The sequence below is a fragment of the Microbacterium pratiae genome, assembly GCF_047302165.1.
Taxonomy (GTDB): domain Bacteria; phylum Actinomycetota; class Actinomycetes; order Actinomycetales; family Microbacteriaceae; genus Microbacterium.
Window position 1 is genome coordinate 299,878 of record NZ_CP154843.1, and the last position, 24,775, is coordinate 324,652.

The window sequence follows — 24,775 nt, forward strand, 5'->3', positions numbered from 1 at the left end:
AGACGCTGACTGAGCCCCAGCCCGATCGCAGCCGCGGTCGCCAGCCCAGCCAGTAACGTGCCGCCTGACACGAGACCCCCTCGTGACAAACGCTCGCTTCGAGGGAGGCGTCTCGGAAGCCGCGTCTGCGCCGCACTGTGGTCTCGCCAGGGTGGGGATCATCTCGACGGAGGCCGTCCTACCCCACAGGCAGTAAGACCGAGCAGATCGATAACGATGCCTCCGTCGATTTCGAGAACCTGCACATCGAGCACCGTCCCGCCCGAATGGTCCAGAGCGACAGCGGGCGACGTGATGTCCACCGTCTCTGCGACCACGAAGTCCTCACCCAAGCGCCCGGGAAGCGCATCGACGAACGCTTCTCCGTCGAATCCGGGCCCCGGCATGACGCCCCACTGGATGGTCGCGTAGTACGTACCGTCGCCACAGTCTCGGTAGGACGGGTTAGGGGTGTCCACCGTTACAACTCCGCCGGGAACCTCGTTCGCAATTTGTTGCAAGAACGCCTCGGTCTCCGCCTGTACCTCTTCGAGCGTCGGTCGCTTCACCATTGCACAGCCCGCCATAGCCATGGCCGTCAGCGCCACAATGAGGACAGTCGAGAAAGTACGCCTGGGTGTCATCAGATATCCGCTCGCCGGCAACAGCCCTTCACTCTGCCTCGCGATGGCCATCACCGCATGGCGCGAGACCGAGCAGGTCCACGACGATGTCTCCTTCGGTCCCGAGTACCTTGACGTCGAGGACAGCCCCGCTGGCGTGATTGAAGGCCACGGCTGGGGACTTGATGTCCACCGTCTCGGCGATCACGTAATCAGACCCAAGGCGGCCGGGGAGCGCGTCGACGAATGCTTCGCCGTCGAAACCCGGCTGTGGCGTGACTGCCCAGCGGTTGATGGAGTAGTACCCGCCGCCGTCGCAAGCCAGGTAAGCCGAGTCGGGAGTTCGTACCTCGACGACACCTCCGGGGATCTCGTCCGCGATTCGTTGCATCGCTGCCTCAGTATCCGTCCGCGCCTGTTCGAGCGTCGGCCTTCCTGCCATCGCACACCCCACCATCGTCATGCCTGCCAGCGTCAGAACTGCAGTGACCGACACTGCACGGGACCGCTTCATTTGAGTCGCTGCTCATTCGATCGGTGGCTCGCCATCGCCGCATGGCGCGAGTCCAAGAAGATCGACAACAACACCGCCGTCCGACTCAAGAATCACGACGTCGAGGACCGCGCCGTTGACGTGGTTGAGGGCGACGGCTGGGGACTTGATGTCCACCACCTCGGCAACGACGAAGCCATCACCCAATCGCGCGGGCAGCGCGTCGACGAACGCTTCACCGTCGAATCCGGGACCTGGCGTGACAACCCAGTGGTTGATCGAGTAATACCCGCCACCGTCACAGGCCAGGTAGGCCGGATCAGGGGTACGGACCTCGACAACCCCATCGGGAACCTCGTCCGCAATCTGCTGCAACACGGCCTGAGTCTCAGCCCGCGCCACTTCGAGCGTCGGTCGTCCTGCCATCGCGCACCCCGCCATCGTCATGCCCGCCAAAGCCAGAACCACTCCCGCAGCGACTCCTCGCGTTAGCCTCACCGGTCAGCCACCTCCAGGAAGGTGCACCTCAGGTGGCGGTGCGTCTGGCGACGGGATGGGAATCATGTCGCAGGAGGCTGCCCGACCCCGCAAGGGGTCAGACCGAGCAGATCGACGACGACGCCTCCGTCGACCTCGAGAACCTTGACGTCGAAGAGGGCGCCGCTGACGTGATCGAGAGCGACAGCAGGTGATGTGATGTCCACCGTCTCAGCGACCACGAAGCCCCTGCCCAGGCGACCGGGAAGGGCGTCCAGAAACGCCTCCCCATCAAACCCGGGCCGCGGCGCGACACTCCAACGAAGGGTGGCGTAATACGTGTCGTCGCCGCATGCCAGGTAGGTCGGGTCAGGGGTGACGACCTTCACAACGCCGCCCGGGACCTCGTCCGCGATCTGCTGCAGGCCAGCCTCGGTTTCAGCTTTCGCCTGCTCGATCGTCGGTCGCTCTACCTCTGCACACCCCGTCGTCATGAACCCCGACAGAGTGAGAGCAGGGGCCATCGGCATGCCGCGCGCAGGTCCGATTCGTTCGCCGCTTCCGCGCGAATGTGTCCGTTCCGCCGCGCCGATCGTGGTTACCGACGAGCGAAGCGTGTCGAATTGCACGGAAACGTCGGTCATGCCACCCCCAAAGGCATCACCAGCATATGAACGCAGCCGAGAACGCGAATCGCACGAACGGATGAAATCGGTCCGATCCTGTCGCGGCGAGACGATAGAGCTGGTGCAACTCGGTGCCCGGGGAGCGAATCGAGGCGGCGGTCACCGCGTGACCCGATGCTGGACCGAGAGCGGCCAGCGGATGCCCACCCGCTGACCGCTGGGTCATCGACGCATCGCTGGGAGCCGTGTACGGGGCATGGGCTGGCCGCGAGGCGGGCAAGACAAGGTCACCGGTCGAGCGGGAGCAATGCGAGGCATCGCCTCGCATTGGACAACCGCCGCGACGGTGGTGGGCTTCGTCTACTCCGCCGGCGGTTCCCCTTCACCGCACGCAGAGACGCCCAGCAGAGAGACGACCGTGCGGCCGTCCAGATCGATCACCTGGACATCGAGGAGCATGCCGCTGGAGTGCTTCAATGCGATGGCGGGCACCGATACCTCGACCGTTTCGAACTCGCGGAACCCGTCACCCAGACGATCCGGGAGCGCTTCGATGAAGGCCGATCCGTTGAATCCCGCTTCGGGGGCAACGGTCCAGCGCGTCGAGTAGTAGAAGGAGTTTTCGGCGCACTCCAGGTAGGGCGAGTTGGACGGCAGGACCTCCGGGACCCCGCCGGGAACCTCATCCGCGACGCGCTGCATCATCGCGTCCGTATCAGCACGCACCTCATCGATCGTCGGCCGACCTGCCATCACGCACCCCGTCATCGTCGTTGCAGCCAGAATGAGAATCGCCGTGGCCGCGACATGCTTGAGCCCTCTCAACGCCGCGCCGCTTCCGCGAAGATGCGATGAAGGTGCACGTGAACGTCTCCGTTCACTTCCGGGTCCGCAGAGATCACGTCCCCGTGTTGCCCGAAGGGGTCGAAGCCTGTGAATCCGGAGTCGAGCTCGGTGAAGCCGTTCTCTTCGCTGGCGGTCACGGCGTATCCGAACGGGTCGACCTGCATTCCGTCGAGCGCCCGATTGATGTCGGTGGGTCCTTGGATGGCGTAGTAAGCGGTGCCGTCTTGCGGTTCCCACCCGTCCATCATCCCGATGCCCGCCAGGACCACTCGGGCTTGGAAGTCAGCGCCCAGCAGTTCGGCTTGGCCGCTGGGGCTTGAGCCGAATGAGTGCTCGACGGAGAGGAGAGGTGTCGAGTCGGTGATGACATCCAGTTCCTCCTCGAACGCCGCGTAGCGGCTGCCGAGCGGCAGAGCCCACAGGTTCACCTGCGGCCCGAACACCGCCACTTCCCGCGGAGCGAGGTTCGGGAAGAATCCTTGCTTGAGCACGAAGCCCGCGACATCGACACCCGCCGGCGGATCGTCCACCATGAGCCGCGTGAGCGCGGTAAGACCCGTGTTCTGGGTGGAGGAGTAGAAGCTCTCCATCGTCGTGTTGGTCCCGGGCATGAAACTCATGATGACATCCGCTTTCCCGACGTCACCGAACATCTCGATGATCTGCTGCCGGTCCCGGTTGTAGTGGTAGAGCGACACGTCTCCCGCCACTACGCGTTCGAGGTAGGCGATCTCGGAGTCAAGAGCGGCGAGCCGATCGACGTACTGCTGCTCGTTGAACTGGTGAATGATCTGCCTCAACAGCCACGGGTTGGCCAGCGTGGACGGAGGGCCAAGGGTCGGCGGCCCCTCGCCGGCGAGCAGGCTTCGCTCCCGCAGGAGGCCCTCCAGGTTCGCGGCGGCGACCAGGCGGTTCGCCGCTTCACGCACGACAGCTGGGATGCCGCCAAGGGTTCCGACCAGCTCGGGGATGGCGTTCACCAACAGGGCCCGGGTTCCGTCGACGAGCGCTCCCCACCAGGTGGCGACCTCCGCAGCCGGGACACTGCGGATCTGGTCGAGGACCTCCGGGTGCACCGCGACAAGCGCCCGAAGGTCCGCCTCCGACATCGACGCGACCAGCGTCAGCAGCCCGCCCCGTGGGATAGCCGCAGCACCCCCGCGAGCGAACATCCCCAGCGCACCTCGAACGTCCCGGGACGACAGCGCGGAGATCAGTGCGTCGTCGGCCGCGGCACGCCGCTCGCACAGCGCATCCCATTCCGCCTCCACGGCGTCAAGAGCATCCCGGGTGTCGCCGAGCTCGATCTCCAACGCACGAGCGCGAGCGACAGGCTCGGGAAACGAGACGTAGTTGTTCGACGACTCCGCGCGCGCAACCCGCAGCTGCCCACGGAGCTCCTCGCGCTCATCCTCGACAACAGCGCGGCGTCGGGCGAGCGAGTCCTGCTCGTCCTTGATCGCGCGAACCACCTCCGCGTATCCCCTCAGCGCACCGGCCGCGGCGCTCATGCCCGTCGCGAGCACCAGCAGATCGGGCTCCACCGCCGCCACCTGCCGCTGGAAAGCATCGTGAGCTTCGCCCGACCACGACGAACCGGATGCCGCCTCCGCTGCGGAACGAACGCTCGTCTGCGAAGAACGGATACTTTCTGCCCGCTCACCCCAGTCATCGGCCATGGCAGCCATCGCGGAAGGATCGCCGGCACCAGGGTCATTCCGGTCGACCATCAGTACGCCATGACTCCGTCGAGATGAGTGAACTCGCTTGCCGACGCCTCCGGGCGCCGACCAACAGTCACCAACGTCTCGCTCGCGACCTCCGCGCGAATGCTGTGCTCGGTCGCGACATTCTGCAGAACAGACGCGACCTCGTTCGATCCGATCACGCTCTCGCTGACATATCCAAGCTCGCCGGAGTTCCTCACAGCCCGGCCCGCCGCACCGATCGTGGTTGCCGACGAGCGAAGCGTGTCGAAATGCACGGAAACGTCGGTCATGCCACCCCCAAAGGCGTCCAGCTTATGAACGCAGCCGAGAACGCGAATCGCACGAACGGATGAAATCGGTTCGATCATGGCGGGCGCGACTGAATGAGGATCCCGGCAGACGAACCCCTGGTCGCGCTGTCCGCTCGATCCGGTGACCGCCGCCGCTCCTGGTACGCGCTCACCCGGCGGGCGTCACGACCCGGCTTGATTCGCCGTGGTCAACGAACACGCGGTTGCAGCCGGCCGCTCGGAGCTCCGCCTCCTGCACGTCGTGGTTCCGCTCCCGCTTCGAGACTCAGGCTTAGCCGGCTTCATGTGCCATGCCGGAAACAGGGCCGCTGAGGTCCGGCGCGAATCGGTTCGGCAGGGGGTTTCGTTGGGTGGATCCTCGGCGTGTCGCGCAGCTGATCGTCGACGTTGACGAGCCTGCCGCAAACGAACGTTTACGGCGCCAGCGGCAGCGTAATGCTCAGTCGAAGGTCATCCACGCCCGGCCGGCTCGTGAAGACCCCCGAGAATCGAGCTGCTTCTGCGAAGCCGAGCGACCGGTAGAGACGCAGCCCTGGTTCGTTCGTCGAGAGAACCTTGAGCCACACGCGAGCGCCGCCTCCGATCGCCGCCTTCTCGAGGGCAGCTTGAACGAGGCTGCGGCCGATCCCTATCGATCGAGAAGCCGGCGACACCCCGAGGCCGGCGATGTACCAGTCGCCGTACTCGCTCGGCCTGTGAAGCGTTCGGACATAGCCGACTGGCCGACCATCGCTCGATGCCACGATCACGTCTTCCACTCGTGCGCGGTCGTTCACCGGGGCCCGGTCTCACACGCCGTTCTTGGGACCGTGCTGAAATCGCTCATGAACTGCCACGGCATCGTCCATAGAGTCGAAGACCTCGACGCTAGCCTGCAGCGTTCGCACGTCGCCGCTGGCCTCCACCGTGAAACTCCTTCGCACGATCGAGCCGTCCGATTGTTTCGCGATCGAGCCGGAGGATAGAACTTGATCGCTTCCCGCAGGCTTGCAGGTCACCCCTCCGTCCGCGCCGCTGGTGATCATGCACTCACGCATTCGATCTTTCGACAGGGCCAACCATACGTCGGTCTCTAAGTAGGCACCCAGGGAGACAAGGCTGTTCAAGGCCCAATCGTTCGGATCGGGTGCCGGGTCTTCAGGCGCATCGACGTACACCGCCGCCTCCGGTAAGCCTTGATCGGGCGCGTTGCTTCCGAGGGCGACTATTCCGGCGCCACCGAGGAAGCCACACGCGGTCGCGACGAGCGCCAGACCGACCCGCGAAGATGACGCGCGCGGCATCGCCTCCACCTCTCGCCGGGTAGGGCCGAAAGCAATCTCGGCGCCGTCGCCTGCGTCCTGCCGTGCGTGGAGCAGCATCCGGGGCGAGGCTCCAGCGCTGAGGGCAGCGAACTCACGAATTTCCGATGGCGTCGGCTCTGCTCCCGGTCCGAAAACCCGCTCTGCGAGCCGTCGTCGCTCGTCTTCCGATACTTCCGCCATGACTGCACCCTACGATCGTGCGGGAAATGCGGGGCACGCAACCCCTTCTTCGTTCTGTACCGACGCGGAAGGCTGACGACCGTTCTGGCTGATCGCGATGCTGGCGCCTAGCGAACGGCTTGCACCGTGCTGTGGGTGCGGAGCGCCATCACCGTCTGGGCTCTCATGGCTCGTCAGATGCGCGGTCAGAACGACCCGACAGACCGCCATCGGTGAAGGGCGCCTCACGGACGCGGCCGCTTCTCGGCCCCGTGCTCCCAGGCCAAGGCTCGGGTGGATACGCGCGGTAGTACCGGCGCCAGGCGTAGATGTTGGCAGCGACGGCGAAAACGATCCAGCCCGCGAGCACGACCCAGCGCACCGGGTTACCAGGGTCATCGATCGCGAGCACCAGGAGCAACCCAGCCAGGGACGAACTGAGCAGACTCGCAACCATCAGCTGATGGCTGCGCGCCCGCGCCTTCGGGTCTGACGGCGGCTGCGGAATCTCCATCGCTAGCCCACCGGCTCCGGCACGCCGGCGGCGGCGGCGACGAACGCTCGAGCCAGCTCGTCGTTCCGGAATCCGCCGCTCATAAGAGCGACCATAGGGCGTGACCCGGTCGGCGTCGAGGAGCTTTTCGGGGCCGATCGCTCCGCTACGGATCCCGCAGCCGGACGAGCCACGGTCGCGCGAACCTCCCCGGGCCACGTTGCTTCGTGTTCGCGGTCAGCACCTGCTTAGCCGCTGTTGGTCGGAGCTGCCAAGCGCTGCCGAAGAACGTGCGATCAAACCGGCAAGCACCGACCCGCCGCCTTGCCGATCAGGCGATCAGCGCAGAGGTGATAGCGAGAACCGCCATGATCACCCCGACGCCGGCAGTCAGCAGAATCCATCCCGGAAGCTGAGAGCGCCGCCTGGAGGCACCGGAGGTCTCATCGTGACCGAGGGCCGCACGCAGTTCGGCACGCTCTTCGTCGATCTCCTCCTGCCGCAAGTGGCTTGAGTGCGCCAGGAACGCCAGCGGAGTCGCGTCCTTCCCATGGAGGTCGCGCTCTTCGGCGTCGAGCTGCTCAAGCCGCCTGCGAATGCCCTCTTCATCGGCGTCGCTCACGAGAGAAGAATCTCGATTAGCGGCACGACGCGACATCCCCCCATCCTGCCGGGCGACCCGCGCATTCGTCGAGGGACCGCTTGCGCCGGCGGACTGCGACCCACTGCTCAGCCCCATCTCACTTCACGGGGTCTGTACTTGACCCGCGATGTTCGCACTTATCCGCACTATCCGAAGGCACGCGCTCGGACGTGGGGCTTCGGGGAGGTGTCGGCGCAGATTCACGCTCGTACAGCGTCCGATCACTCGTCGACGTCGCCGGCGACAAAGGCCGGGACAGCACGCGCTACAGCGTCGGGAGCTCGCGATCCTGCAAGCCGGAAAAAGCGGGCAGCGGGCCGGTAGCGCAGGCAGTATTCGGGCGCCCACAGGTGTGACCCACAAGGGTGATCGCCAGCGCTAGATGTCCAGGATCGACGGACGCGGATCGATCACCGACGCCACGATCGCCTCGATCGCGAACTCCGACGCTCGCCCCAGGTCGACCGCTGTCGGGTCGAGCAGCCACTGCACCTGCAGACCGTCCATGACCGCCAGGATCGCCGCCGCCCCGTACTCGATCGATCCCGGATCGGTGATTCCCCGTTCCTCGCAGATCCGCTCGAATGCCTCGCGCAGATCTCGGCGGAGTTCGGTATAGCGGTGCTCGAAGTACGCCCGCCCCGGGTGGTCATCGGTGACCGACTCCGCCGACAGCACTGCGTAGGTCTGGACAAGCCCCGCTCGTCGCATGTTCGTCATCGCCGTGCGCACGAGATGGCGGAACAGAGCCATCCCACCGGGGATGCGTCCGCCGTCCAGGTCCGCGACATCCGTCTGATCCCTGTGCTCGAGAACTTCGAGCAGCAGCTGATCCTTCGACCCGAAGTGATGAAGGATGCCGGCGTGCGTCATCCCGACCTGGTCCGCGATGTCCTGCAGGGTGCCGTTCGCGAAGCCCTTGGCCCCGAAGATCTCCTGCGCCGCGTCGAGGATCTCCCGTCGACGCACGAGCGTCGCCGGGCGCGACTTCGTCTGCTGCCGATTCTCGGCCATGGTGTGCCTTCTTCTCCCCGTTGCGGATCAGATCTTACGCAGGATCCGGGGTCCGCGTCTTTGAGGCTTGTGAACTTACTTACTTGATTGTAAGTTCTCTCTTGCGATCACACTCAGCGCCGAGTGGCACTCCTGCAAGGACCATGTCGTGGCGCCGAAACCACACCTGAAGGAGACGCAATGAGGCTGAAAACCTCCCTCGCCGCCGCCGGTCTTACCGCGGCACTGATCCTCACCGGCTGCGCCGCCGGTGGCGGTGACAACGATTCCGACGCGAGCGGCAGCGGAGCTGTGCTCACCATCGCCAAACCCGACGGCGCGATAACGACCGAATCGCACAACCCGTACCTGGCAGACTCCTCCGCGTCGAAGTACGGCTACGGCAAAGTCATCTTCGAGTCCCTCGCCCTCGTGAACCCCACCGGCGACCTTGGCACCACCCCGTGGCTGGCCGAGACGGTCGAATGGAACGACGACTACACGCAGCTCACCGTCACGCCCCGCAGCGGCGTGAAGTGGAGCGACGGCGAAGACTTCACCGCCGACGACATCGTCTTCACCTTCACCCAGTACCTGAGCGGAAAGCTCACCGACACCGGCGCGCTGGGCGTCACCGACGTCACGGCCGACGGCGACACCGTGACGATCACCTTCGACGAGTCGAAGTTCACTGCTCAGGGCCGCGTCCTGCACACCCCGGTCGTGCCCGAGCACATCTGGAAGGACATCGCCGACCCCAACACCGACCCCCTCACCGATGAGGGCAAGGCCGTCGGCACCGGTCCCTACGTCCTCTCCAACTGGTCGACCGAGTCGGTCTCGCTGACCGCCAATCCCGACTACTGGGGCGGCGAGCTCGCCGTGCCTCAGCTCAACTACGTCTCCTACGGCGACAACGCGGCCCTCACGACCGCGCTCGCCACCGGCGACGCCGACTGGGCGCAGGCATTCATCCCGCAGATCCAGGAGAGCTACCTCGACGCCGACCCCGACAACGTCTTCCTCGTCTCGCCGACCCCGGGTGCCGGCACGCTGTTCATGAACCTGCAGCGCAAGCCCTTCAACGACCCGGCGCTGCGCGAGGCTTTGGCGTGGACGATCGACCGCGAGGCCTACGTCGACATCGCCCGCGAAGGCGCGAGCGAGGCGATCTGGAACAAGACCGGCCTGAGCTCCGTGCTCGAGAGCGAGATCATCGACGAGTTCACGGACGACAACTACTCGGTCGATGTCGACAAGGCGAAGGAAGTCCTCGAGGACGCCGGCTACACCTGGAACAGCGGCGCGCTGACGGACCCTGACGGTGAGGCCGTCGAGTTCTCGATCTCGGTCCCCGCCGGCTGGAGCGACTGGAACACCGAGCAGGCCCTCATTTCTGAGGAGCTCGACAAGGCGCTCGGCATCAAGGTCAACGTCGACCAGCCCGACTGGGGCGGCTGGGACTCCGCCCGCCAGGAAGGCGACTTCGACGCGATCATCCACTGGCTCGAGGACACCGGGAACGCGTACGGCCTGTACACGTCGACGATGGACCCGAAGTGGATCGTCGACGACAAGGCGTCATTCAACTTCGGTCGCTTCGACGACCCGCAGGTGACCGAGGCGCTGAACACCTACGCCAATGCGAGCTCCGATGAGGAGCGCGCCGGCGCCAGCGCCGTCCTGCAAAAGGCGTTCGTCGAGAACATCCCGGCGATCCCGCTCGGTGCGCACCCGCTCCTCGGCGAGTTCAACACGCGCAACTACGTCGGCTGGCCCTCTGAGGACGACCAGTACGCCGCAGGTGACCCGACGCAGCCCGGCATCGTGCAGATCCTGACGAAGCTCAAGCCCGCAGAGTAACCCGACCGAGTGACGGGGCGGATGCCGCTGGCCCGATGGCATCCACCCCGTCACCCCTGCTCACCTCCACGAAAGCGAGCACGCACCGATGCGCGATTCGTTACTGTCCGTCGACGACTTCTCCGTCGTCTACGACGTCGACCCCCCGGTCGAAGCCGTCAAGAACGTCAGCCTCGAACTGCGCCGCGGCGAGATTCTGGGGCTCGCCGGCGAGAGCGGATGCGGCAAGACGACCCTCGCCTATGGGGTGCAGCGCCTGCTCAAGGCGCCCGCCGTCATCTCCAGCGGTTCCGTCGTCTTCCGCGACGTCTCCGGCGAGGACGTCGACGTCAATTCGCTCGACCCGGAGGAGATGCGCCGCTTCCGCTGGGACAAGATCTCCATGGTCTTCCAAGGCGCGATGAACGCGCTCAACCCGGTCGCCACGATCGGCTCGCAGCTCTCCGACGTCTTCGAGGTCCACCGCCCCGACATGAACCGCGCCGCGCGGCGCGACGCCGTGAACGAACTTCTCGAGATCGTCAAGGTCGGCGCCGCCCGCAGCCGTTCCTTCCCCCACGAGCTCTCCGGCGGGACGCGCCAGCGCGTCATGATCGCCATGGCGCTCGCCCTCCGCCCGCAGCTGATGGTGATGGACGAGCCGACCACCGCGCTCGACGTGCTCGTCCAGCGCGAGATCCTCAAGCAGATCTCGCAGCTGCGCCACGCGTTCGGCTTCTCCGTCATCTTCATCACCCACGACCTGCCGCTGCTCCTCGAGATCAGCGACCGCATCGCCATCATGCGGGAAGGCGAGATCGTCGAGATCGACACTGCCGAACGCATCTGGACCGCCCCGCAGCACGAGTACACGCGCACCCTGCTGTCCTCGTTCCCGCGACTCACCGGTGAAAGGGGGGTCGTCGTCCGATGACCACACTCGAATTCGACGGCGTCACGAAGGTGTACCACGTGCGCGGCGCGGGAGAGATGAAAGCCCTCGACGACGTCTCGTTCACACTGACGTCCGCGCAGACGATCGGCCTCGTCGGGCAGTCCGGCAGCGGCAAGTCGACCATCGCCAAGATCCTGACCCAACTCGAGACCCCCACGAGCGGCGAGGTGCGCCTCGACGGCACGCCCATTCCCCGCCGCGGCAGAGGGCTGCGTAGCTACCGCCAGCAGCTGCGGATGGTCTTTCAGGACCCCTTCGCCTCACTGAACCCCTACCACTCGATCCGCCACCACATAGAGCGCCCGCTGCGCCTGGACAACGTGGTCCCGAAGCGCGAGGTCGAGGACGAGGTCCGCCGGCTCCTCGAGCGCGTGCGCCTCGACCCCGATTCGGTCATCGACCGTCGCCCGCACGAGCTCTCGGGCGGACAGCGGCAACGCGTCGCGATCGCCCGGGCGCTGGCATCCCGTCCCCGCCTGCTCGTCGCCGACGAGCCCGTGTCGATGCTCGACGTCTCGATCCGCATGGGAGTGCTGAACCTGCTCGCCGACCTGCAGCGCGAAGAGGGGCTCGGGGTGCTCTACATCACCCACGACCTCGCGACCGCGCGGCACTTCAGCGACGAGATCCTCGTCCTCAACCAAGGCAGGGTCGTCGAGAGCGGCACCGCCGACGACGTCATCCTGCGCCCGCAGAACCCCTACACGCAGGAGCTCCGCGCTGCGTCCCCCGACCCCGAGAGCCACTTCGCAACGGCTCCGGGACTGCCCGGAGGTGCCCGATGACCGCCGTCCAGCCGCAACCGCCCGTCGAACCGACTGACGCACTTGAGGTCGGCACGACCGCCACCGCGACAGTCAGAGGACGCACCCGCATCCCGTGGCGCTTCCTCGGCAGTCGCGCCCTCTTCTACCTGTTCACGCTGTGGGCGGCGATCACGATCAACTTCTTCCTGCCCCGGTTCATGAAGGGCGACGCGGTCGATCAGTACCTCGCCCGCAACCGGAACGTCACCCCCGAGGCAGCGGACGCCCTGCGCGCCCTGCTGGGCATCGACACCGACAAGTCGCTGTGGCAGCAGTACCTCGACTACTGGGGCCTCCTGTTCCGCGGCGATCTCGGCGTCTCGCTGCTGCACGGCCTCCGTCCCGTGACCGAGGTCATCAGCCAGTCGCTGCCGTGGACGATCGGCCTCGTCGGGTTCGCCACGATCGTCTCGTTCCTCATCGGCACGATCGGCGGCGCCGTCATCGGCTGGCGTCGCGGCAGCCGTTCCGAGGTCCTGATCCCGGTCACGACCTTCCTCAGCACGATCCCCTACTTCTGGCTCGGTCTGCTCGCCATCGCGCTCTTCTCGGTGAACCTCAAGTGGTTCCCGATCGGCAAGGCGTACGGAGTCGGGGTCTCGCCGGAGTTCACCCCCGAGTTCATCGGACAGGTGATCCACCACGGCACCCTCCCGGCGGTGACGATCATCATCGCCTCGCTCGGCGGCTGGATGCTCGGCATGCGCAACATGATGCTGACGGTGCTCGACGAGGACTACATCACGGTCGCACAGGCCAAGGGGATGCCGAACTCACGGGTCCTCTGGCGTTACGCCGCGCGCAACGCGGTGCTCCCCCAGATCCAGAGCTTCGCACTGTCGATCGGCTTCATCGTCGGCGGCACGATCGTCATGGAGATGGTCTTCAGCTACCCCGGCGTCGGCAAGCTGCTCCTGGACGCCACCAACGCGAAGGACTACGCGCTCATGCAGGGCGTCTTCCTCGTGATCACGCTGTCGGTGCTCGTCGCGAACATCCTCGCCGACATCGCGTACGCGTTCCTCGACCCCCGCACCCGCCAGACGGAGGCCTGACCATGACTGCAACCGCCACCATCCGCATGGCCCGCACGCAGGAGCCGATCCCGAACACCTTCTGGTCGCGTCTCGGCTCGGCGTTCGCGATGTTCCGCAACGCGAAGTCGATCACAGGCCTCGCGATCCTCGGCTTCTTCGTCCTCATCGCGATCTTCGCCGACGTCCTCGCGCCGTTCTCGCCGACGCAGGTCGACAACACGGCGCGCTTCCAGCCGCCGTCGGCCGAGCACTGGCTCGGCACGACCCATATCGGCGAGGACGTCCTCAGCCAGGTCATCCACGGCACCCGCGGCGTGATCGTCGTCGGCTTCCTCGCCGCCATCATCGCGACGATCATCGCGATCGTCGTCGGTGTCGTCTCGGGGTACGTCCGGGGCTGGAAGAGCGAAGGCCTGTCGGCGCTGACCAACGTCTTCCTCGTCATCCCCGGTCTGCCTCTCATCATCATCGTCGCGTCGATGTTCGAGCAGCCGCCGCTCGTGCTCATCGCGGCCGTTCTCGGCATCACCGGATGGGCGTGGGGCGCACGCGTCCTGCGCGCGCAGACGATGTCGCTGCGCAACCGCGACTTCATTCAGGCCGCCCGCGCCAACGGCGAGCCGCTGCACCGCATCATCGCTGTGGAGATGCTGCCGAACCTCATGGCTCTCATCGCCGCGAGCTTCGTCGGTACCGTGACCGCCGCCATCCTCGGGCTGACGACGCTCTCGTACATCGGCGTCATCCCCGTGAACACCTACAACTGGGGCACCATCCTCAACTGGGCGAGCGCCCAGGGCGCGTTCCGGCAGAACCAGTGGTGGTGGTACCTGCCTCCCGGCCTGTGCATCGCCGCGATCGGCGTCGCACTCTCGCTCATCAACTTCGGCATCGACGAGTACGTGAACCCGCGTCTGCGTTCGGCCGGCGAGCGCGCCCGCGCGATGAAGAAGAAGGGGCTGAACGTCAACGACGCCGTCACGGTCGTCCGCGCCCCCGCCTCTGCCGCACCGCACAGCACGACCTCGAAGGACAGCACCGCATGACCGTCGTCGACCTGCCCGCTGCCCCCTACCGCGACCCCGCGCTGACCGTCGAGGAGAGGGTCGCTGACCTGCTGGGACGCATGACGCTCCCCGAGAAGGTCGGGCAGATGATGCAGTTCGACGCCCGCGAGGACCTCGAGCACATCGTGCACGAGCGCCACGCCGGCTCGATTCTGCACACGTCCCCCGAGAAGGTTCTCCGTGCCGCCGAGCTCACGGCGCAGACGCGGCTGCGCATCCCGCTGCTGGTAGCCGAGGACTGCATCCACGGACACTCCTTCTGGGAGGGCGCGACCATCTTCCCGACCCAACTCGGCATGGCCTCGACATGGGATCCGAAGCTCGTCGAGCTGGTTGCGAAGGCGACCGCCGCAGAGGCGGCGGCCACCGGCATCCACTGGACCTTCTCCCCTGTCCTCTGCATCGCGCGCGATCTGCGCTGGGGCCGCGTGAACGAGACCTTCGGCGAGGACCCCTTCCTCATCGGCGAGCTCGCCTCAGCCATGGTCCGCGGGTATCAGGGAGACGGCCTCGGCGACCCCGACGCGATCCTCGCAACGGCGAAGCACTTCGCCGGATACTCCGAGACGCAGGGCGGGCGCGACGCCAGCGAGGCCGACATCTCGCGCCGCAAGCTGCGCTCCTGGTTTCTGCCGCCGTTCGAACGCGTCGCTCGCGAGGGATGCCGCACCTTCATGCTCGGCTATCAGACCACCGACGGCGTGCCGATCACGGTGAACGACTGGCTGCTCAGCGACGTCCTCCGCGGCGAGTGGGGCTACACGGGCACCCTCATCACCGACTGGGACAACGTCGGACGCATGGTGTGGGAGCAGAAGGTGCAGCCAGACCACACTCACGCGGCGGCGGCCGCCGTGCGAGCCGGGAACGACATGATCATGACGACGCCCGGGTTCTTCTCCGGGGCGCTCGAGGCCGTCGACCGGGGGATGCTGACCGAGGCCGACATCGATCAGGCCGTCGGCCGCATCTTGTCGCTGAAGTTTCGCTTCGGCCTGTTCGAGAACCCCCGCCTGCCCGATCGGGAGCGCATCGCCTCGGTGGTCGCCCGCGGCTCCCACACCGACCTCAACCTCCAGGTCACGCGGCGCTCGCTTGTGCTGCTGCGCAACGACGGCACGCTGCCTCTCGCGCCCAGCGCGCGGCGCATCGCCGTCGTGGGTCCCCTCGCGGACGACGCGCAGACCCAGCTGGGCGACTGGGCGGGCTCCTCCGGACAGGTCGACTGGATGCCGCAGGGGCACCCGCGGGCGCAGATAACGACAGTGCTCGATGGGCTGCGCGAGCGTTCAGGGGCGACGGTCGATTACGCCCAGGGTGCGGAAATCCTCCGCCTCACCGACGATCCGGCCGGGACGTTCCCCGACGGCCAGCCGCGTCCGGCCATCATCGTCCCGAGCGACCCGGACGAGACGCAGATCGCCGAGGCGGTCGCCCTCGCGGAGCGCTCGGACGTCGTCGTCGCCGTCGTCGGTGACCGGATCGAGCTGGTCGGCGAGGGCCGCTCGACCGCGACGCTCGACCTCATCGGCGGCCAGCGAGCCCTGCTCGACGCCCTCGCGGCGACGGGCCGGCCGCTCGTCGTCGTGCTCATGGCGTCGAAGCCTCTCGTCCTGCCGGAGTCGGTGCGCGAGGCATCCGTGGTCTGGGTCGCGAATCCGGGCATGCAGGGCGGCCGCGCGATCGCGGAGCTGCTGCTCGGCGAGATCGAGCCGGCCGGGCGGCTGCCGATCTCGTTCGCGCGTCACGCCGGTCAGCAGCCGACGTACTACAACCAGATCCGCGGTCAGCACGGCGACCGCTACGCCGATCTCACGCAGGAGCCGGCCTTCGCGTTCGGCGACGGCTTGTCGTACACGACCGTCGAGTACGACGAGCCCGAGATCCTCACCCCCGTCGTCGGGGCCGGCGACACCGTCCGAGCGCGGATCACGCTGCGGAACTCCGGTGCGCGCACTGCGCACGAGATCGTCCAGGTCTACGTTCGCGACACGGTGACGTCCGTCAGCTGGGCCGACAAGGAACTCAAGACGTACCGGCACGTCGACCTGGCCGCCGGCACCAGCGCCACGATCGAGATCGATCTGCCGGCATCCGAGTGCACGATCGTGGATGCCGCCGGCACCCGCATCGTGGAACCCGGAGAGTTCGAGCTGCTCATCGGACCGTCGTCCCGCAGCGAGTCGCTACGGTCGGTGTCGTTCGAGATCCGCTGAACCCGACGAGCGGTCGCCGTCGGGATGCGCTCTCTGCTGGCGAGGCGATCGGGGACCCCATGCGGACGACCGGTGAGACTGCGTCGACGAGCCAGCCAGAAACGATCGTTTTGGCGGGGAGCGCAGTCGAGGGCTGACTTCACCAGCTCGTGTGTGCCCGCGAATGCGGCCAGCGACAGCCTCGGTTCGCTCCAAACCGGGCCCCCAGGACACTGGCGTATGCCACGACTTCAGCTTCAGATCTGCACCAAAAATGCACCACGCACGCCCACAACATGCAGAAAACCCCCGGATAACCGGGGGTTTTCACTGGCGGTGACGGTGGGATTTGAACCCACGGTAGGGGGTTACCCTACACAACTTTTCGAGAGTTGCACCTTCGGCCGCTCGGACACGTCACCGCCGACCAGCTTACGACATCTCGGACGATGCCGCGAACCGCGATGTCCCGGGTCGGGCGTAGCGTGTGCCTGTGACGCGATCATCGACCCCGCAGACGGCTCTCATCGTCGCGATCGCGTCGCTCGCATCATCCGTCGCGTTCCTCGACAGCACGATCGTGAACGTCGCGCTCCCAGCGATCGAGCGCGAGCTCGGCGGCGGACTCGCGACGCAGCAGTGGGCGGTCGACGCGTACCTGCTGACGCTCTCGTCACTCATCCTTCTCGCGGGCTCGGTGAGCGACGCCTACGGGCGCCTCCTCGTGCTGCGCATCGGGTTGATCGGCTTCGGCATCGCCTCGGTCGCCGTGGGACTCGCGCAGGATCCGGTCTTCCTCATCGCCGCGCGCGCCGTCCAAGGCGCGGCGGGTGCCTTCCTCGTGCCGAGCTCGCTCGCCCTCATCACGTCGCTCCTCCAGGGCCACGAGCGCTCGCGCGCGATCGGCCTGTGGACCGCGTTCACGACGGGGGCCTCGCTCGTCGGCCCCCTGCTGGGCGGCCTCTTCGTCGATCTGCTCTCGTGGCGCTACGCGTTCCTCGTCAACGTCATCCCCGTCGCCGTCACCCTCTGGCTCGTGACCCGACTGCCCGGCCACGACGAGCGGCGGGCCGACGCGGGGATCGACTGGCTCGGCGCCGCCCTGTGCACGGCCGGCCTCGGCGGCATGGTCTTCGCCCTCATCGAGCAGCCGAACCTCGGCTGGAGCTCCCCCGCGATCTGGATGCCGCTGGCCGGCGGCGCCGTCATGTTCGCGGCGTTCCTGCTGCGGCAGCGCACGTCGCGGCATCCGATCCTCCCGCTCGGGCTCTTCCGGGTGCGCAACTACTGGACCGGCAACCTCGCGACGCTGTTCGTGTACGCCGCGCTGTCGCTCAACGGCTTCGTCGTCGGCGTGTACCTGCAAGAAGGCGCGAGCCTCAGCGCGACGCTGGCCGGGCTCGCGAGCCTGCCGACGACGGTGCTGCTGATCGCGCTGAGCCCCGGGGCCGGCTCCCTCGCGGAGCGCTTCGGCGGCCGGATCTTCATGACCTTCGGCCCCCTCGTCATGGCCGGTGGCGCGCTGATGCTGCTGCTGGTCGACGAGGAGTTCGACTACTGGTGGCAGGTGCTCCCCGGCCTCGTCGTGTTCGGGCTCGGACTCGGCGCGACGGTCTCGCCCCTCACCGCCACGATCCTCGGCGCCGTCGACCCGGAACGTTCGGGCATCGCGTCAGCGGTGAACAACGCCGTCGCACGGGTCGCCGGCCTCGTGATCATCGCTTTCCTCGCACCCATCGTGGGCGGCGCGCTCGACCTCGATGGATTCCACCGGGCGGCGATCGTCACCGCGGCGCTCATGGCCGCGGGCGGGCTCATCGCCTTCGCCGGCATCCGGAACAGCGCACCCTCAGCCACCGCCCCGGCAGCGGCGGGCTAGCGCGCGCCCGGCGAGCGCTCCGCCGCGAGGGGGCCGAGCACCGACAGCATCCGCAGCTTCTCCGCCGCCTCCGAACCGGGCTCGGGTGTGAGGGTGAGGAGCGCCTGCGAGCGGTCGTCCGTGAAGAGAACCTGGCAGTCGACCTCGATCTCGCCGACGGCCGGATGCACCACGACTTTGTGGTCCGCGAAGCGCTCGGCCACCTCTTCGAGATCCCAGAGCCACGCGAACTCGGCGCTCCGCTCGCGCAGGTCCTCGACGAGACGCGCGGCCCGCGACCCCGCGCCACCCCGACCCGCGACGGCCCGGAGGTTGGCCACGATGGCCCGGCTCTGCCGGTCATGATCGGATGCCGGATACACGGCCCGCTCGCTGACAGGATGCGCGAACCAGCACCAGGCGCCGCTGCGTTCGGGCCCGGTGCGCCGTTCCCGCGCGCCGAAGAGGGCCCGCGCGAGCGCGTTCTGCGCGAGAGTCTCGTCGAGCTCGGTGATCACGAGCGCCGGGATGTCGTCGAGCCGGTCGAGCACCCGCTGAAGCGCGGGTGCCACATGATCGGCAGCGCCGGAACGTTCGGGCGGCGTGTGCCCGGCGAGCCGGTGCAGGTGGTCGCGCTCCGAGCGAGAGAGGCGCAGGGCGCGCGTGAGCGACGCGAGCATCTGCAGGCTCGGCTGCGGCCCGCGCTCCTGCTCGAGCCGCGTGTAGTAGTCCGCGCTCATCAGGGCGAGCTGCGCGACCTCCTCGCGTCGGAGCCCCGCCACGCGGCGGCGCTCGCCGGACGGCAGCCCGACATCCTCCGGACGCAGTCGCTCTCGACGTGCGCGGAGGAATCGGGCGAGTGCGGCGCGGTCCACGTATTCATTGTGGCCGCGGCGACCCGACCGAGCCAGGGATCACCGCTCCCCCGTTCACGCGTGCCTGGATGCGCACGGATGCCGCGACGAGAGTCGTCGCATGGACATCACCGGACGCACCATCTTCATCCCCGGCGCGACGAGCGGCATCGGCCGCGCGCTCGCCATCGCTCTCGCCGAGCGCGGCAACACGGTCATCGTCGGTGGCCGCCGGCGCGAACTCATCGACGACCTCCGCTCGTCGCACCCGGGCATCGACGGCGTCGAGATCGACACGTCGGATGCCGCATCCATCGACCGTGCCGCCGGCGAGGTTCTCGAGCGGCATCCCGGTCTCGATGTGCTCGTCACGATGGCGGGCATCATGAACGCCGAGGACTGGACCTCTCCCGCGGGCTTCGTCGACAGCGCGGAACGCACCGTCACAACGAACCTGCTCGGGCCCATCCGGCTGATCGGCGCGTTCATCGAGCACCTGCTGAGCCGCCCCGCCGCGACGATCATGACGGTCTCGTCGGGGCTGGCCTTCGCCCCGCTCGCTGCGACGCCCAGCTACAACGCCACGAAGGCGGCGATCCACATGCTGAGCGAATCGCTCCGGCTCCAGTACGCGGCCTCGCCCGTGTCGATCGTGGAACTCGTGCCGCCCGCTGTGCAGACAGATCTCATGCCCGGTCACGCCGAGAACCCGCAGGCGCAGCCGCTCGACGAGTTCGTCGACGAGGTGATGTCGATCCTCGAGCGGGATGCCGACGTGCAGGAGGTGCTCGTCGAGCGCGTCGAGTTCCTCCGCCACGGCGAGGCTCGCGGCGACTACGCCGACGTCGTGCGCGCACTCAACGCAAGCGACCCGCACGCGGGCCGGCGTGGGGTCCGGTAGCGACTCTCATTCGCCCCTGCCAGACTGAGATCATGAGCGCGATCGAGAACTCCAAACTCACCGTCGTCGGCGCGGGCGCCGTCGGATCCAGCGTCGCCTACGCGGCCCTCATCCGGGGATCGGCCCGCCACGTGGCCCTCTACGACATCGCGACGGAGAAGACCGAGGCCGAGGTCCTGGACCTCGCGCACGGGGCGCAGTTCACGGGTTCGAGCGACATCATCGGCGGATCCGACATCTCGGTCGCCGAGGGCTCGCACGTCGTCGTCATCACCGCGGGAGCGAAGCAGAAGCCCGGCCAGACGCGCACCGAGCTCGCGGGCGTGAACGCGGGCATCATCGCGTCGATGATGCCGCAGCTGCTCGACGTCGCCCCCAACGCGACCTTCGTCATCGTCACCAACCCCTGCGACGTGCTCACCGTTCTCGCGCAGGAGGCCACCGACCTGCCGCCCGAGCGCATCTTCGCCTCGGGCACCGTGCTCGACACCTCGCGCCTGCGCTGGAAGATCGCCCGCCGTGCCGGCGTCTCGATCTCGAGCGTGCACGCGTACATCGTCGGCGAGCACGGCGACACCGAGTTCCCGCTGTGGTCGCACGCCACCATCGGCACGGTGCCGATCCTCGACTGGGTCCCGCTCGACGGTCAGCCCAAGTTCACGACCGAGGAGCTCGACCAGATCGCCATCGACGTCCGCGACGCCGCCTACAAGGTGATCCAGGGCAAGGGTGCGACGAATTACGCCATCGGCCTCTCGAGCGCCCGGATCGTCGAGGCGATCCTGCGCGACGAGGATGCCGTGCTCCCGGTCTCGACGGTGCTGCGCGACTTCCACGGTGTCGACGGCATGGCCCTGTCCGTGCCGTCGGTCGTCAACCGCCAGGGCGCGTTCCCGGTGCGTGAGATCGAGTTCTCCGCGCGCGAGCTCGAGCTGTTCCAGCACTCGGCCGCGGCGCTCAGCGAGGTCGCGACCTCTCTGCGCGGCTGATCAGTCGGTACGCCGATACATCCGTCGGACCGGCGGTGCTGGTGTCGTCCCGGAGCCCCGGGGAGACGACATCCGCACCACCGGTCCGACAGTTGTATCGGGTCGAGGCTCGCGAGGGGCCGGAGACCGCGGGATGTCGGAGGTCGCGCCTACCCTGGACGCATGGCCTCTCGACGTCCCGCTCCCACCACGGCCTTCAAGTGCACCGAGTGCGGGTGGACGACGGCGAAGTGGGTCGGCCGCTGCGGTGAGTGCCAGCAGTGGGGCACCGTCGTCGAGGCGGCGACACAGACCGGCATCACCTCGACCGTGACGGCGGTCAGCCCCGGCGCTGCGCGCGCCGCGCGTCCGATCACCGAGATCGACACGACCGAGGCGCCGCGACGTTCCAGCGGTGTCGGCGAGTTCGACCGCGTGCTCGGCGGCGGGGTGGTCCCCGGCGCTGCGATCCTCCTGTCGGGCGAGCCCGGCGTCGGCAAGTCGACGCTCCTGCTCGAGGTCGCCGCGCAGTCGGCTCGCTCCGGGCGGCGCGTGCTCTACGTGAGTGCTGAAGAGTCGCTCGGTCAGGTCCGGCTCCGCGCCGAGCGGACCGGCGCACTGCACGACGCCCTGTACCTCGCGAGCGAGACCGACCTCGCCACGGTGCTCGGCCACGTCGACGAGGTGCGTCCCGACCTCCTCATCGTCGACTCGGTGCAGACGGTGTCGTCATCGCTGTCCGACGGGGTCGCGGGCCAGCCGAGCCAGGTCCGCGAAGTGGCGTCTACGCTCATCCGCGTCGCGAAGGAGCGAGATCTCCCCGTCCTGATCGTCGGGCACGTCACGAAAGACGGATCCATCGCCGGCCCCCGGGTGCTCGAGCACCTCGTCGACGTCGTCTGCCAGTTCGAAGGCGACCGACAGACCTCGCTGCGCTTCGTCCGGGCGCTGAAGAACCGCTTCGGGCCGACCGACGAGGTCGGGTGCTTCGACATGACGGGCGACGGCATCGCAGAGGTGCCCGATCCGAGTGCACTGTTCCTCGGCCACGGCGACCCCGTCCCCGGAACCTGCGTGACGATCGCGCTCGAGGGTCGACGCGCGTTGCCCGTCGAGGTCCAGGCGCTGACCCTCAAGACCGGCGCACCCAATCCTCGCCGAGTCGTGAGCGGCGTCGACAGCGCTCGCGTCGCGATGATCCTCGCCGTGCTCGAGAAGCGCGGCGTCGCCGTCACGAGCGACCAGGACGTCTACGTCTCGACCGTGGGAGGCGTGCGCCTGGTCGAGCCCGCCGCCGACCTCGCCATCGCCATCGCCATCGCGGGGGCCGTCGGCGGCAAGGCCGTGTCGCGACAGGTGGCGGCCTTCGGCGAGCTCAGCCTCGCGGGCGAGATCCGCCCGGTGACGCAGTCGAGCCAGCGCCAGTCCGAAGCGAAGCGCATGGGATACACCGCCGTGGTGGATGCCTCGTCGCGCACCATCGGCGGAGCGATGCGCGATCTGCAGGTGCGCCAGCCCGCGGCATCCGTGGCCGACGCAGGCTTCTGACGTCCCTCACCTGGCAGCACGCGCCCCCACCCGAGCCGGGAAGCGGCGCGAAGCGCCAACCCAACCCCCGCACCCCAGCCGGCCCTGACTCACCTGGCAGCACGCGCCCCCACCCGAGCGCAGAAGCGGCGCGAACCGCCAACCCAAACCCCGCACCCCAGCCGGCCCTGACTCACCTGGCAGCACGCGCCCCCATCCGAACCCGGAAGCGGCGCGAAATGCCAACCCAAAGCCCAAGCCCCCAGCCGGCCCTGACTCACCTGGCAGCACGCGCCCCCACCTGACCCCGGAAGCGGCGCGAAATGCCAACCCAAACCCCAAGCCCCAACTAGCCCTGACTCACCTGGCAGCACGCGCCCCTACCCGAGCGCGGAGGCGGCGCGAAGCGCCAACCCAAACCCCGCACCCCAGCTAGCCCTGACTCACCTGGCAGCACGCGCCCCTACCGGACCCCGGAAGCGGCGCGAAATGCCAACCCAAACCCCAAGTTCCAAGCCCCAAACCCCAAGCCCCAACCCCCAAGCCCCAAGCCGGCCCTGACTCACCTGGCAGCACGCGCCCCCATCCGAACCCGGAAGCGGCGCGAAGCGCCAACCCAAACCCCGCACCCCAGCCGGCCCTGACTCACCTGGCAGCACGCGCCCCCACCCCGAACCCCGAAGCGGCGCGAAATGCCAACCCAACCCCGGAGGAGCCAAGCCCAAGCCCCAAACCCGGAGCCCCAAGGCCAGGGTCAGGCGTCGAGGGCGGCGATCACGTCCTGCGGAGCGGCCTGCATGGGGTGAGGACCCGCGATGTCGAAGAAGACCGTGGTGATCTCCGACTCGTGAACTCCGAGGAAGGCGCGCAGACCGCCCGGCGACTGCAACGCCACGTGAGCGGGCAGCGCCTCCGGCTTGTGCGCCGCGTCGCTGAACAGCAGCAGGGCGACATCACCGGTGTTCGGATCGCGGTAGGTCCAGATCTCGCCCACGTCACGCGGATCGTCGCGGTTTCCCGGCCGCATGAGCGGCACGACGGTCGGCCCGTGGCGCAACGCGAACGCGAGGGCGGCCATGTCCTGCGTCTGCAGGGCGTCTGCGAGCTGCGGGTTGCGGAACTCGGGCAGCGGCTTCTTCGCGCCCCGCTTCTTTCCAGCCATCACCTCAGCCTAGAGAGAGAAGGGGCCCTCTCGAACTCTTCATTGGGGACTGAGGAAATCGAGAGGGCCCATCGCTCGTTCGAGGCGGGGATCCGTCGTCGCGATTCTGGGGGGTTCCGCGACTACTCGCTGCTGGGGACAGCGGGGGGGGTTCCTCGAAGAGCTGAGTACAGATTACGGTCGCGCCCGCCCCGTGTCTCGTCCGAACGGGTGAGAAAAGTCTCACCGACCCGGATGCGTCAGCGGAGGACGAACTGGCGCTCCTGCTGCGCCGCGAGCCCGCCGATCTCCACCGCGAGGTTGAAGTAGCCCGCGGGCGCTGCCGGCCGGTCGCCGTCACAGCTGTCGACCGACGAGCGGGTGCGGTCCCAGGTGATCGGGGTGACGCTCGAGACCGTCTGGCCCGGGTCGATCTGCACGACCTGATCGCTCGACTCGCTCTGGCAGTCTGTCGACCGCCACCAGACGTCGGGACCACTCGACACCGTGAGCTTCTGCGTCGCCGTGCCGACGTTGAGCAGGCACGGCTCCGCGCCCGAGTTCGTCAGGGAGATCGACAGCTGAGGCAGCTCTCCGGCACCGTAGGAGTCCTTGTCCGTGACCGCCGAGACCTGCACCGAGCGAGCCGAGCACGCCTCGACCTCCGCGGGCGTGGCGTCCGACGACGGCTCAGGCGAGCTGGGGGATGCCGCGGGGGTGGGCTGATCCGCCGGCGGCGATGCCGGTGTCTCGCCGGCATCCGACGACGCGGCCGGCGCAGGCACGCCACCCGCCGCTGCGCCCTCCCACGGCCGCCAGATCGCGAGCACGACGGCCGCGACGACGAGCAGCACGACGAGCAGCAGCGCGAGACGTCGGCGGCGGTAGACCGCGGGCGAGTGACGGCGTCGGGGCGGCGTGTCGGTCATGAAGCCAGGGTAGGGCGCGGTCCGGATGCCGCCGGGGCG

Annotated in this window: 24 protein-coding genes and 1 tRNA gene; 10 read left to right on the top strand and 15 right to left on the bottom strand. The window is 67.9% G+C overall.

The genetic code is table 11. The annotated features are described in order from the left end of the window. Positions 1 to 158 precede the first annotated feature (158 nt). From AA0Y20_RS01380 to AA0Y20_RS01430, 11 genes are all read right to left on the bottom strand, one after another. Positions 159 to 677 (bottom strand): hypothetical protein, encoded by a 519-nt coding sequence (locus AA0Y20_RS01380; protein WP_413331871.1) that lies wholly within the window; start codon positions 675 to 677, stop codon positions 159 to 161. Beyond that, positions 652 to 1,116: a hypothetical protein gene (locus tag AA0Y20_RS01385; RefSeq protein ID WP_412936820.1), complete on the bottom strand. Its 465-nt coding sequence runs from the start codon at positions 1,114 to 1,116 to the stop codon at positions 652 to 654. Before AA0Y20_RS01385 ends, AA0Y20_RS01380 begins: the two co-directional genes overlap by 26 nt. 12 nt (positions 1,117 to 1,128) lie before the next feature. Beyond that, positions 1,129 to 1,473 (bottom strand): hypothetical protein, encoded by a 345-nt coding sequence (locus AA0Y20_RS01390; protein ID WP_412936822.1) that lies wholly within the window; start codon positions 1,471 to 1,473, stop codon positions 1,129 to 1,131. A 182-nt stretch (positions 1,474 to 1,655) separates the two neighbouring features. Beyond that, on the bottom strand, positions 1,656 to 2,216 hold the full coding sequence (locus tag AA0Y20_RS01395; RefSeq protein WP_412936823.1) for a hypothetical protein: 561 nt from the start codon (positions 2,214 to 2,216) through the stop codon (positions 1,656 to 1,658). 342 nt (positions 2,217 to 2,558) lie between these two features. Next, entirely contained in the window at positions 2,559 to 3,023 is a 465-nt protein-coding gene (locus AA0Y20_RS01400) for a hypothetical protein (protein WP_412936825.1), read from the bottom strand. Then, entirely contained in the window at positions 3,020 to 4,732 is a 1,713-nt protein-coding gene (locus AA0Y20_RS01405; RefSeq protein ID WP_412936827.1) for a hypothetical protein, read from the bottom strand. Before AA0Y20_RS01405 ends, AA0Y20_RS01400 begins: the two co-directional genes overlap by 4 nt. Before the next feature lie 41 nt (positions 4,733 to 4,773). Next, positions 4,774 to 5,043, bottom strand: a complete 270-nt coding sequence (locus AA0Y20_RS01410; protein ID WP_412936828.1) for a hypothetical protein — start codon at positions 5,041 to 5,043, stop codon at positions 4,774 to 4,776. 434 nt (positions 5,044 to 5,477) lie between these two features. Continuing rightward, entirely contained in the window at positions 5,478 to 5,840 is a 363-nt protein-coding gene (locus AA0Y20_RS01415; protein ID WP_412936830.1) for a GNAT family N-acetyltransferase, read from the bottom strand. A 12-nt stretch (positions 5,841 to 5,852) separates the two neighbouring features. Then, positions 5,853 to 6,548 (bottom strand): hypothetical protein, encoded by a 696-nt coding sequence (locus AA0Y20_RS01420; RefSeq protein ID WP_412936832.1) that lies wholly within the window; start codon positions 6,546 to 6,548, stop codon positions 5,853 to 5,855. Positions 6,549 to 7,351: 803 nt separating this feature from the next. Further along, entirely contained in the window at positions 7,352 to 7,642 is a 291-nt protein-coding gene (locus AA0Y20_RS01425; protein ID WP_412936834.1) for a hypothetical protein, read from the bottom strand. Positions 7,643 to 8,041: 399 nt separating this feature from the next. Beyond that, complete coding sequence (locus AA0Y20_RS01430) at positions 8,042 to 8,677, bottom strand: TetR/AcrR family transcriptional regulator (RefSeq protein ID WP_412936835.1); 636 nt, start codon at positions 8,675 to 8,677, stop codon at positions 8,042 to 8,044. A 180-nt stretch (positions 8,678 to 8,857) separates the two neighbouring features. Here AA0Y20_RS01430 and AA0Y20_RS01435 point away from each other — a divergent pair, with 180 nt between their 5' ends. The 6 genes from AA0Y20_RS01435 to AA0Y20_RS01460 all read left to right on the top strand — a co-directional run bounded on the left by AA0Y20_RS01435 (position 8,858) and on the right by AA0Y20_RS01460 (position 16,579). After that, positions 8,858 to 10,519, top strand: a complete 1,662-nt coding sequence (locus AA0Y20_RS01435) for an ABC transporter substrate-binding protein (protein WP_412936837.1) — start codon at positions 8,858 to 8,860, stop codon at positions 10,517 to 10,519. Between the two features lie 88 nt (positions 10,520 to 10,607). Next, a complete protein-coding gene (locus AA0Y20_RS01440; protein ID WP_412936839.1) occupies positions 10,608 to 11,432 on the top strand; it encodes an ABC transporter ATP-binding protein in 825 nt (274 codons plus the stop codon). Next, on the top strand, positions 11,429 to 12,238 hold the full coding sequence (locus AA0Y20_RS01445; protein ID WP_412936841.1) for an ABC transporter ATP-binding protein: 810 nt from the start codon (positions 11,429 to 11,431) through the stop codon (positions 12,236 to 12,238). The genes AA0Y20_RS01440 and AA0Y20_RS01445 overlap by 4 nt, the downstream gene beginning before the upstream one ends. Further along, complete coding sequence (locus AA0Y20_RS01450) at positions 12,235 to 13,314, top strand: ABC transporter permease (RefSeq protein WP_412936843.1); 1,080 nt, start codon at positions 12,235 to 12,237, stop codon at positions 13,312 to 13,314. Before AA0Y20_RS01445 ends, AA0Y20_RS01450 begins: the two co-directional genes overlap by 4 nt. A 2-nt stretch (positions 13,315 to 13,316) precedes the next feature. Further along, positions 13,317 to 14,342, top strand: a complete 1,026-nt coding sequence (locus tag AA0Y20_RS01455; RefSeq protein ID WP_412936845.1) for an ABC transporter permease — start codon at positions 13,317 to 13,319, stop codon at positions 14,340 to 14,342. Beyond that, positions 14,339 to 16,579 (top strand): glycoside hydrolase family 3 N-terminal domain-containing protein, encoded by a 2,241-nt coding sequence (locus tag AA0Y20_RS01460; protein WP_412936846.1) that lies wholly within the window; start codon positions 14,339 to 14,341, stop codon positions 16,577 to 16,579. The genes AA0Y20_RS01455 and AA0Y20_RS01460 overlap by 4 nt, the downstream gene beginning before the upstream one ends. A 310-nt stretch (positions 16,580 to 16,889) precedes the next feature. On the opposite strand, the gene AA0Y20_RS01465 is transcribed toward AA0Y20_RS01460, so the two are convergent. Beyond that, positions 16,890 to 16,980, bottom strand: a tRNA-Ser gene (locus AA0Y20_RS01465). Positions 16,981 to 17,051: 71 nt separating this feature from the next. Between AA0Y20_RS01465 and AA0Y20_RS01470 the strand changes: the two genes are divergently transcribed. Then, a complete protein-coding gene (locus AA0Y20_RS01470) occupies positions 17,052 to 18,437 on the top strand; it encodes an MFS transporter (protein WP_412936848.1) in 1,386 nt (461 codons plus the stop codon). Here the strand turns inward: AA0Y20_RS01470 and AA0Y20_RS01475 are convergent. Further along, positions 18,434 to 19,291, bottom strand: a complete 858-nt coding sequence (locus AA0Y20_RS01475; RefSeq protein WP_412936850.1) for a helix-turn-helix transcriptional regulator — start codon at positions 19,289 to 19,291, stop codon at positions 18,434 to 18,436. The two genes, AA0Y20_RS01470 and AA0Y20_RS01475, sit on opposite strands and share 4 nt — an antisense overlap. 100 nt (positions 19,292 to 19,391) lie before the next feature. On the opposite strand from AA0Y20_RS01475, the gene AA0Y20_RS01480 reads away from it, so the two are divergent. The 3 genes from AA0Y20_RS01480 to radA all read left to right on the top strand — a co-directional run bounded on the left by AA0Y20_RS01480 (position 19,392) and on the right by radA (position 22,687). After that, the gene (locus AA0Y20_RS01480) at positions 19,392 to 20,171 is read left to right on the top strand and encodes an SDR family oxidoreductase (RefSeq protein ID WP_412936851.1); all 780 of its coding nucleotides are present in this window, start codon (positions 19,392 to 19,394) and stop codon (positions 20,169 to 20,171) included. A 32-nt stretch (positions 20,172 to 20,203) separates the two neighbouring features. Continuing rightward, positions 20,204 to 21,160 carry an L-lactate dehydrogenase gene (locus tag AA0Y20_RS01485; RefSeq protein ID WP_412936853.1) on the top strand — a complete coding sequence of 319 codons (957 nt, stop codon included), beginning with the start codon at positions 20,204 to 20,206 and terminating at the stop codon, positions 21,158 to 21,160. Positions 21,161 to 21,322: 162 nt separating this feature from the next. After that, the gene (radA, locus tag AA0Y20_RS01490) at positions 21,323 to 22,687 is read left to right on the top strand and encodes a DNA repair protein RadA (protein WP_412936855.1); all 1,365 of its coding nucleotides are present in this window, start codon (positions 21,323 to 21,325) and stop codon (positions 22,685 to 22,687) included. 733 nt (positions 22,688 to 23,420) lie between these two features. On the opposite strand, the gene AA0Y20_RS01495 is transcribed toward radA, so the two are convergent. Both AA0Y20_RS01495 and AA0Y20_RS01500 read right to left on the bottom strand, forming a co-directional pair. Then, entirely contained in the window at positions 23,421 to 23,828 is a 408-nt protein-coding gene (locus AA0Y20_RS01495; RefSeq protein WP_023953832.1) for a hypothetical protein, read from the bottom strand. Positions 23,829 to 24,067: 239 nt separating this feature from the next. Then, the gene (locus AA0Y20_RS01500; protein WP_412936858.1) at positions 24,068 to 24,736 is read right to left on the bottom strand and encodes a hypothetical protein; all 669 of its coding nucleotides are present in this window, start codon (positions 24,734 to 24,736) and stop codon (positions 24,068 to 24,070) included. Positions 24,737 to 24,775: the final 39 nt, after the last annotated feature.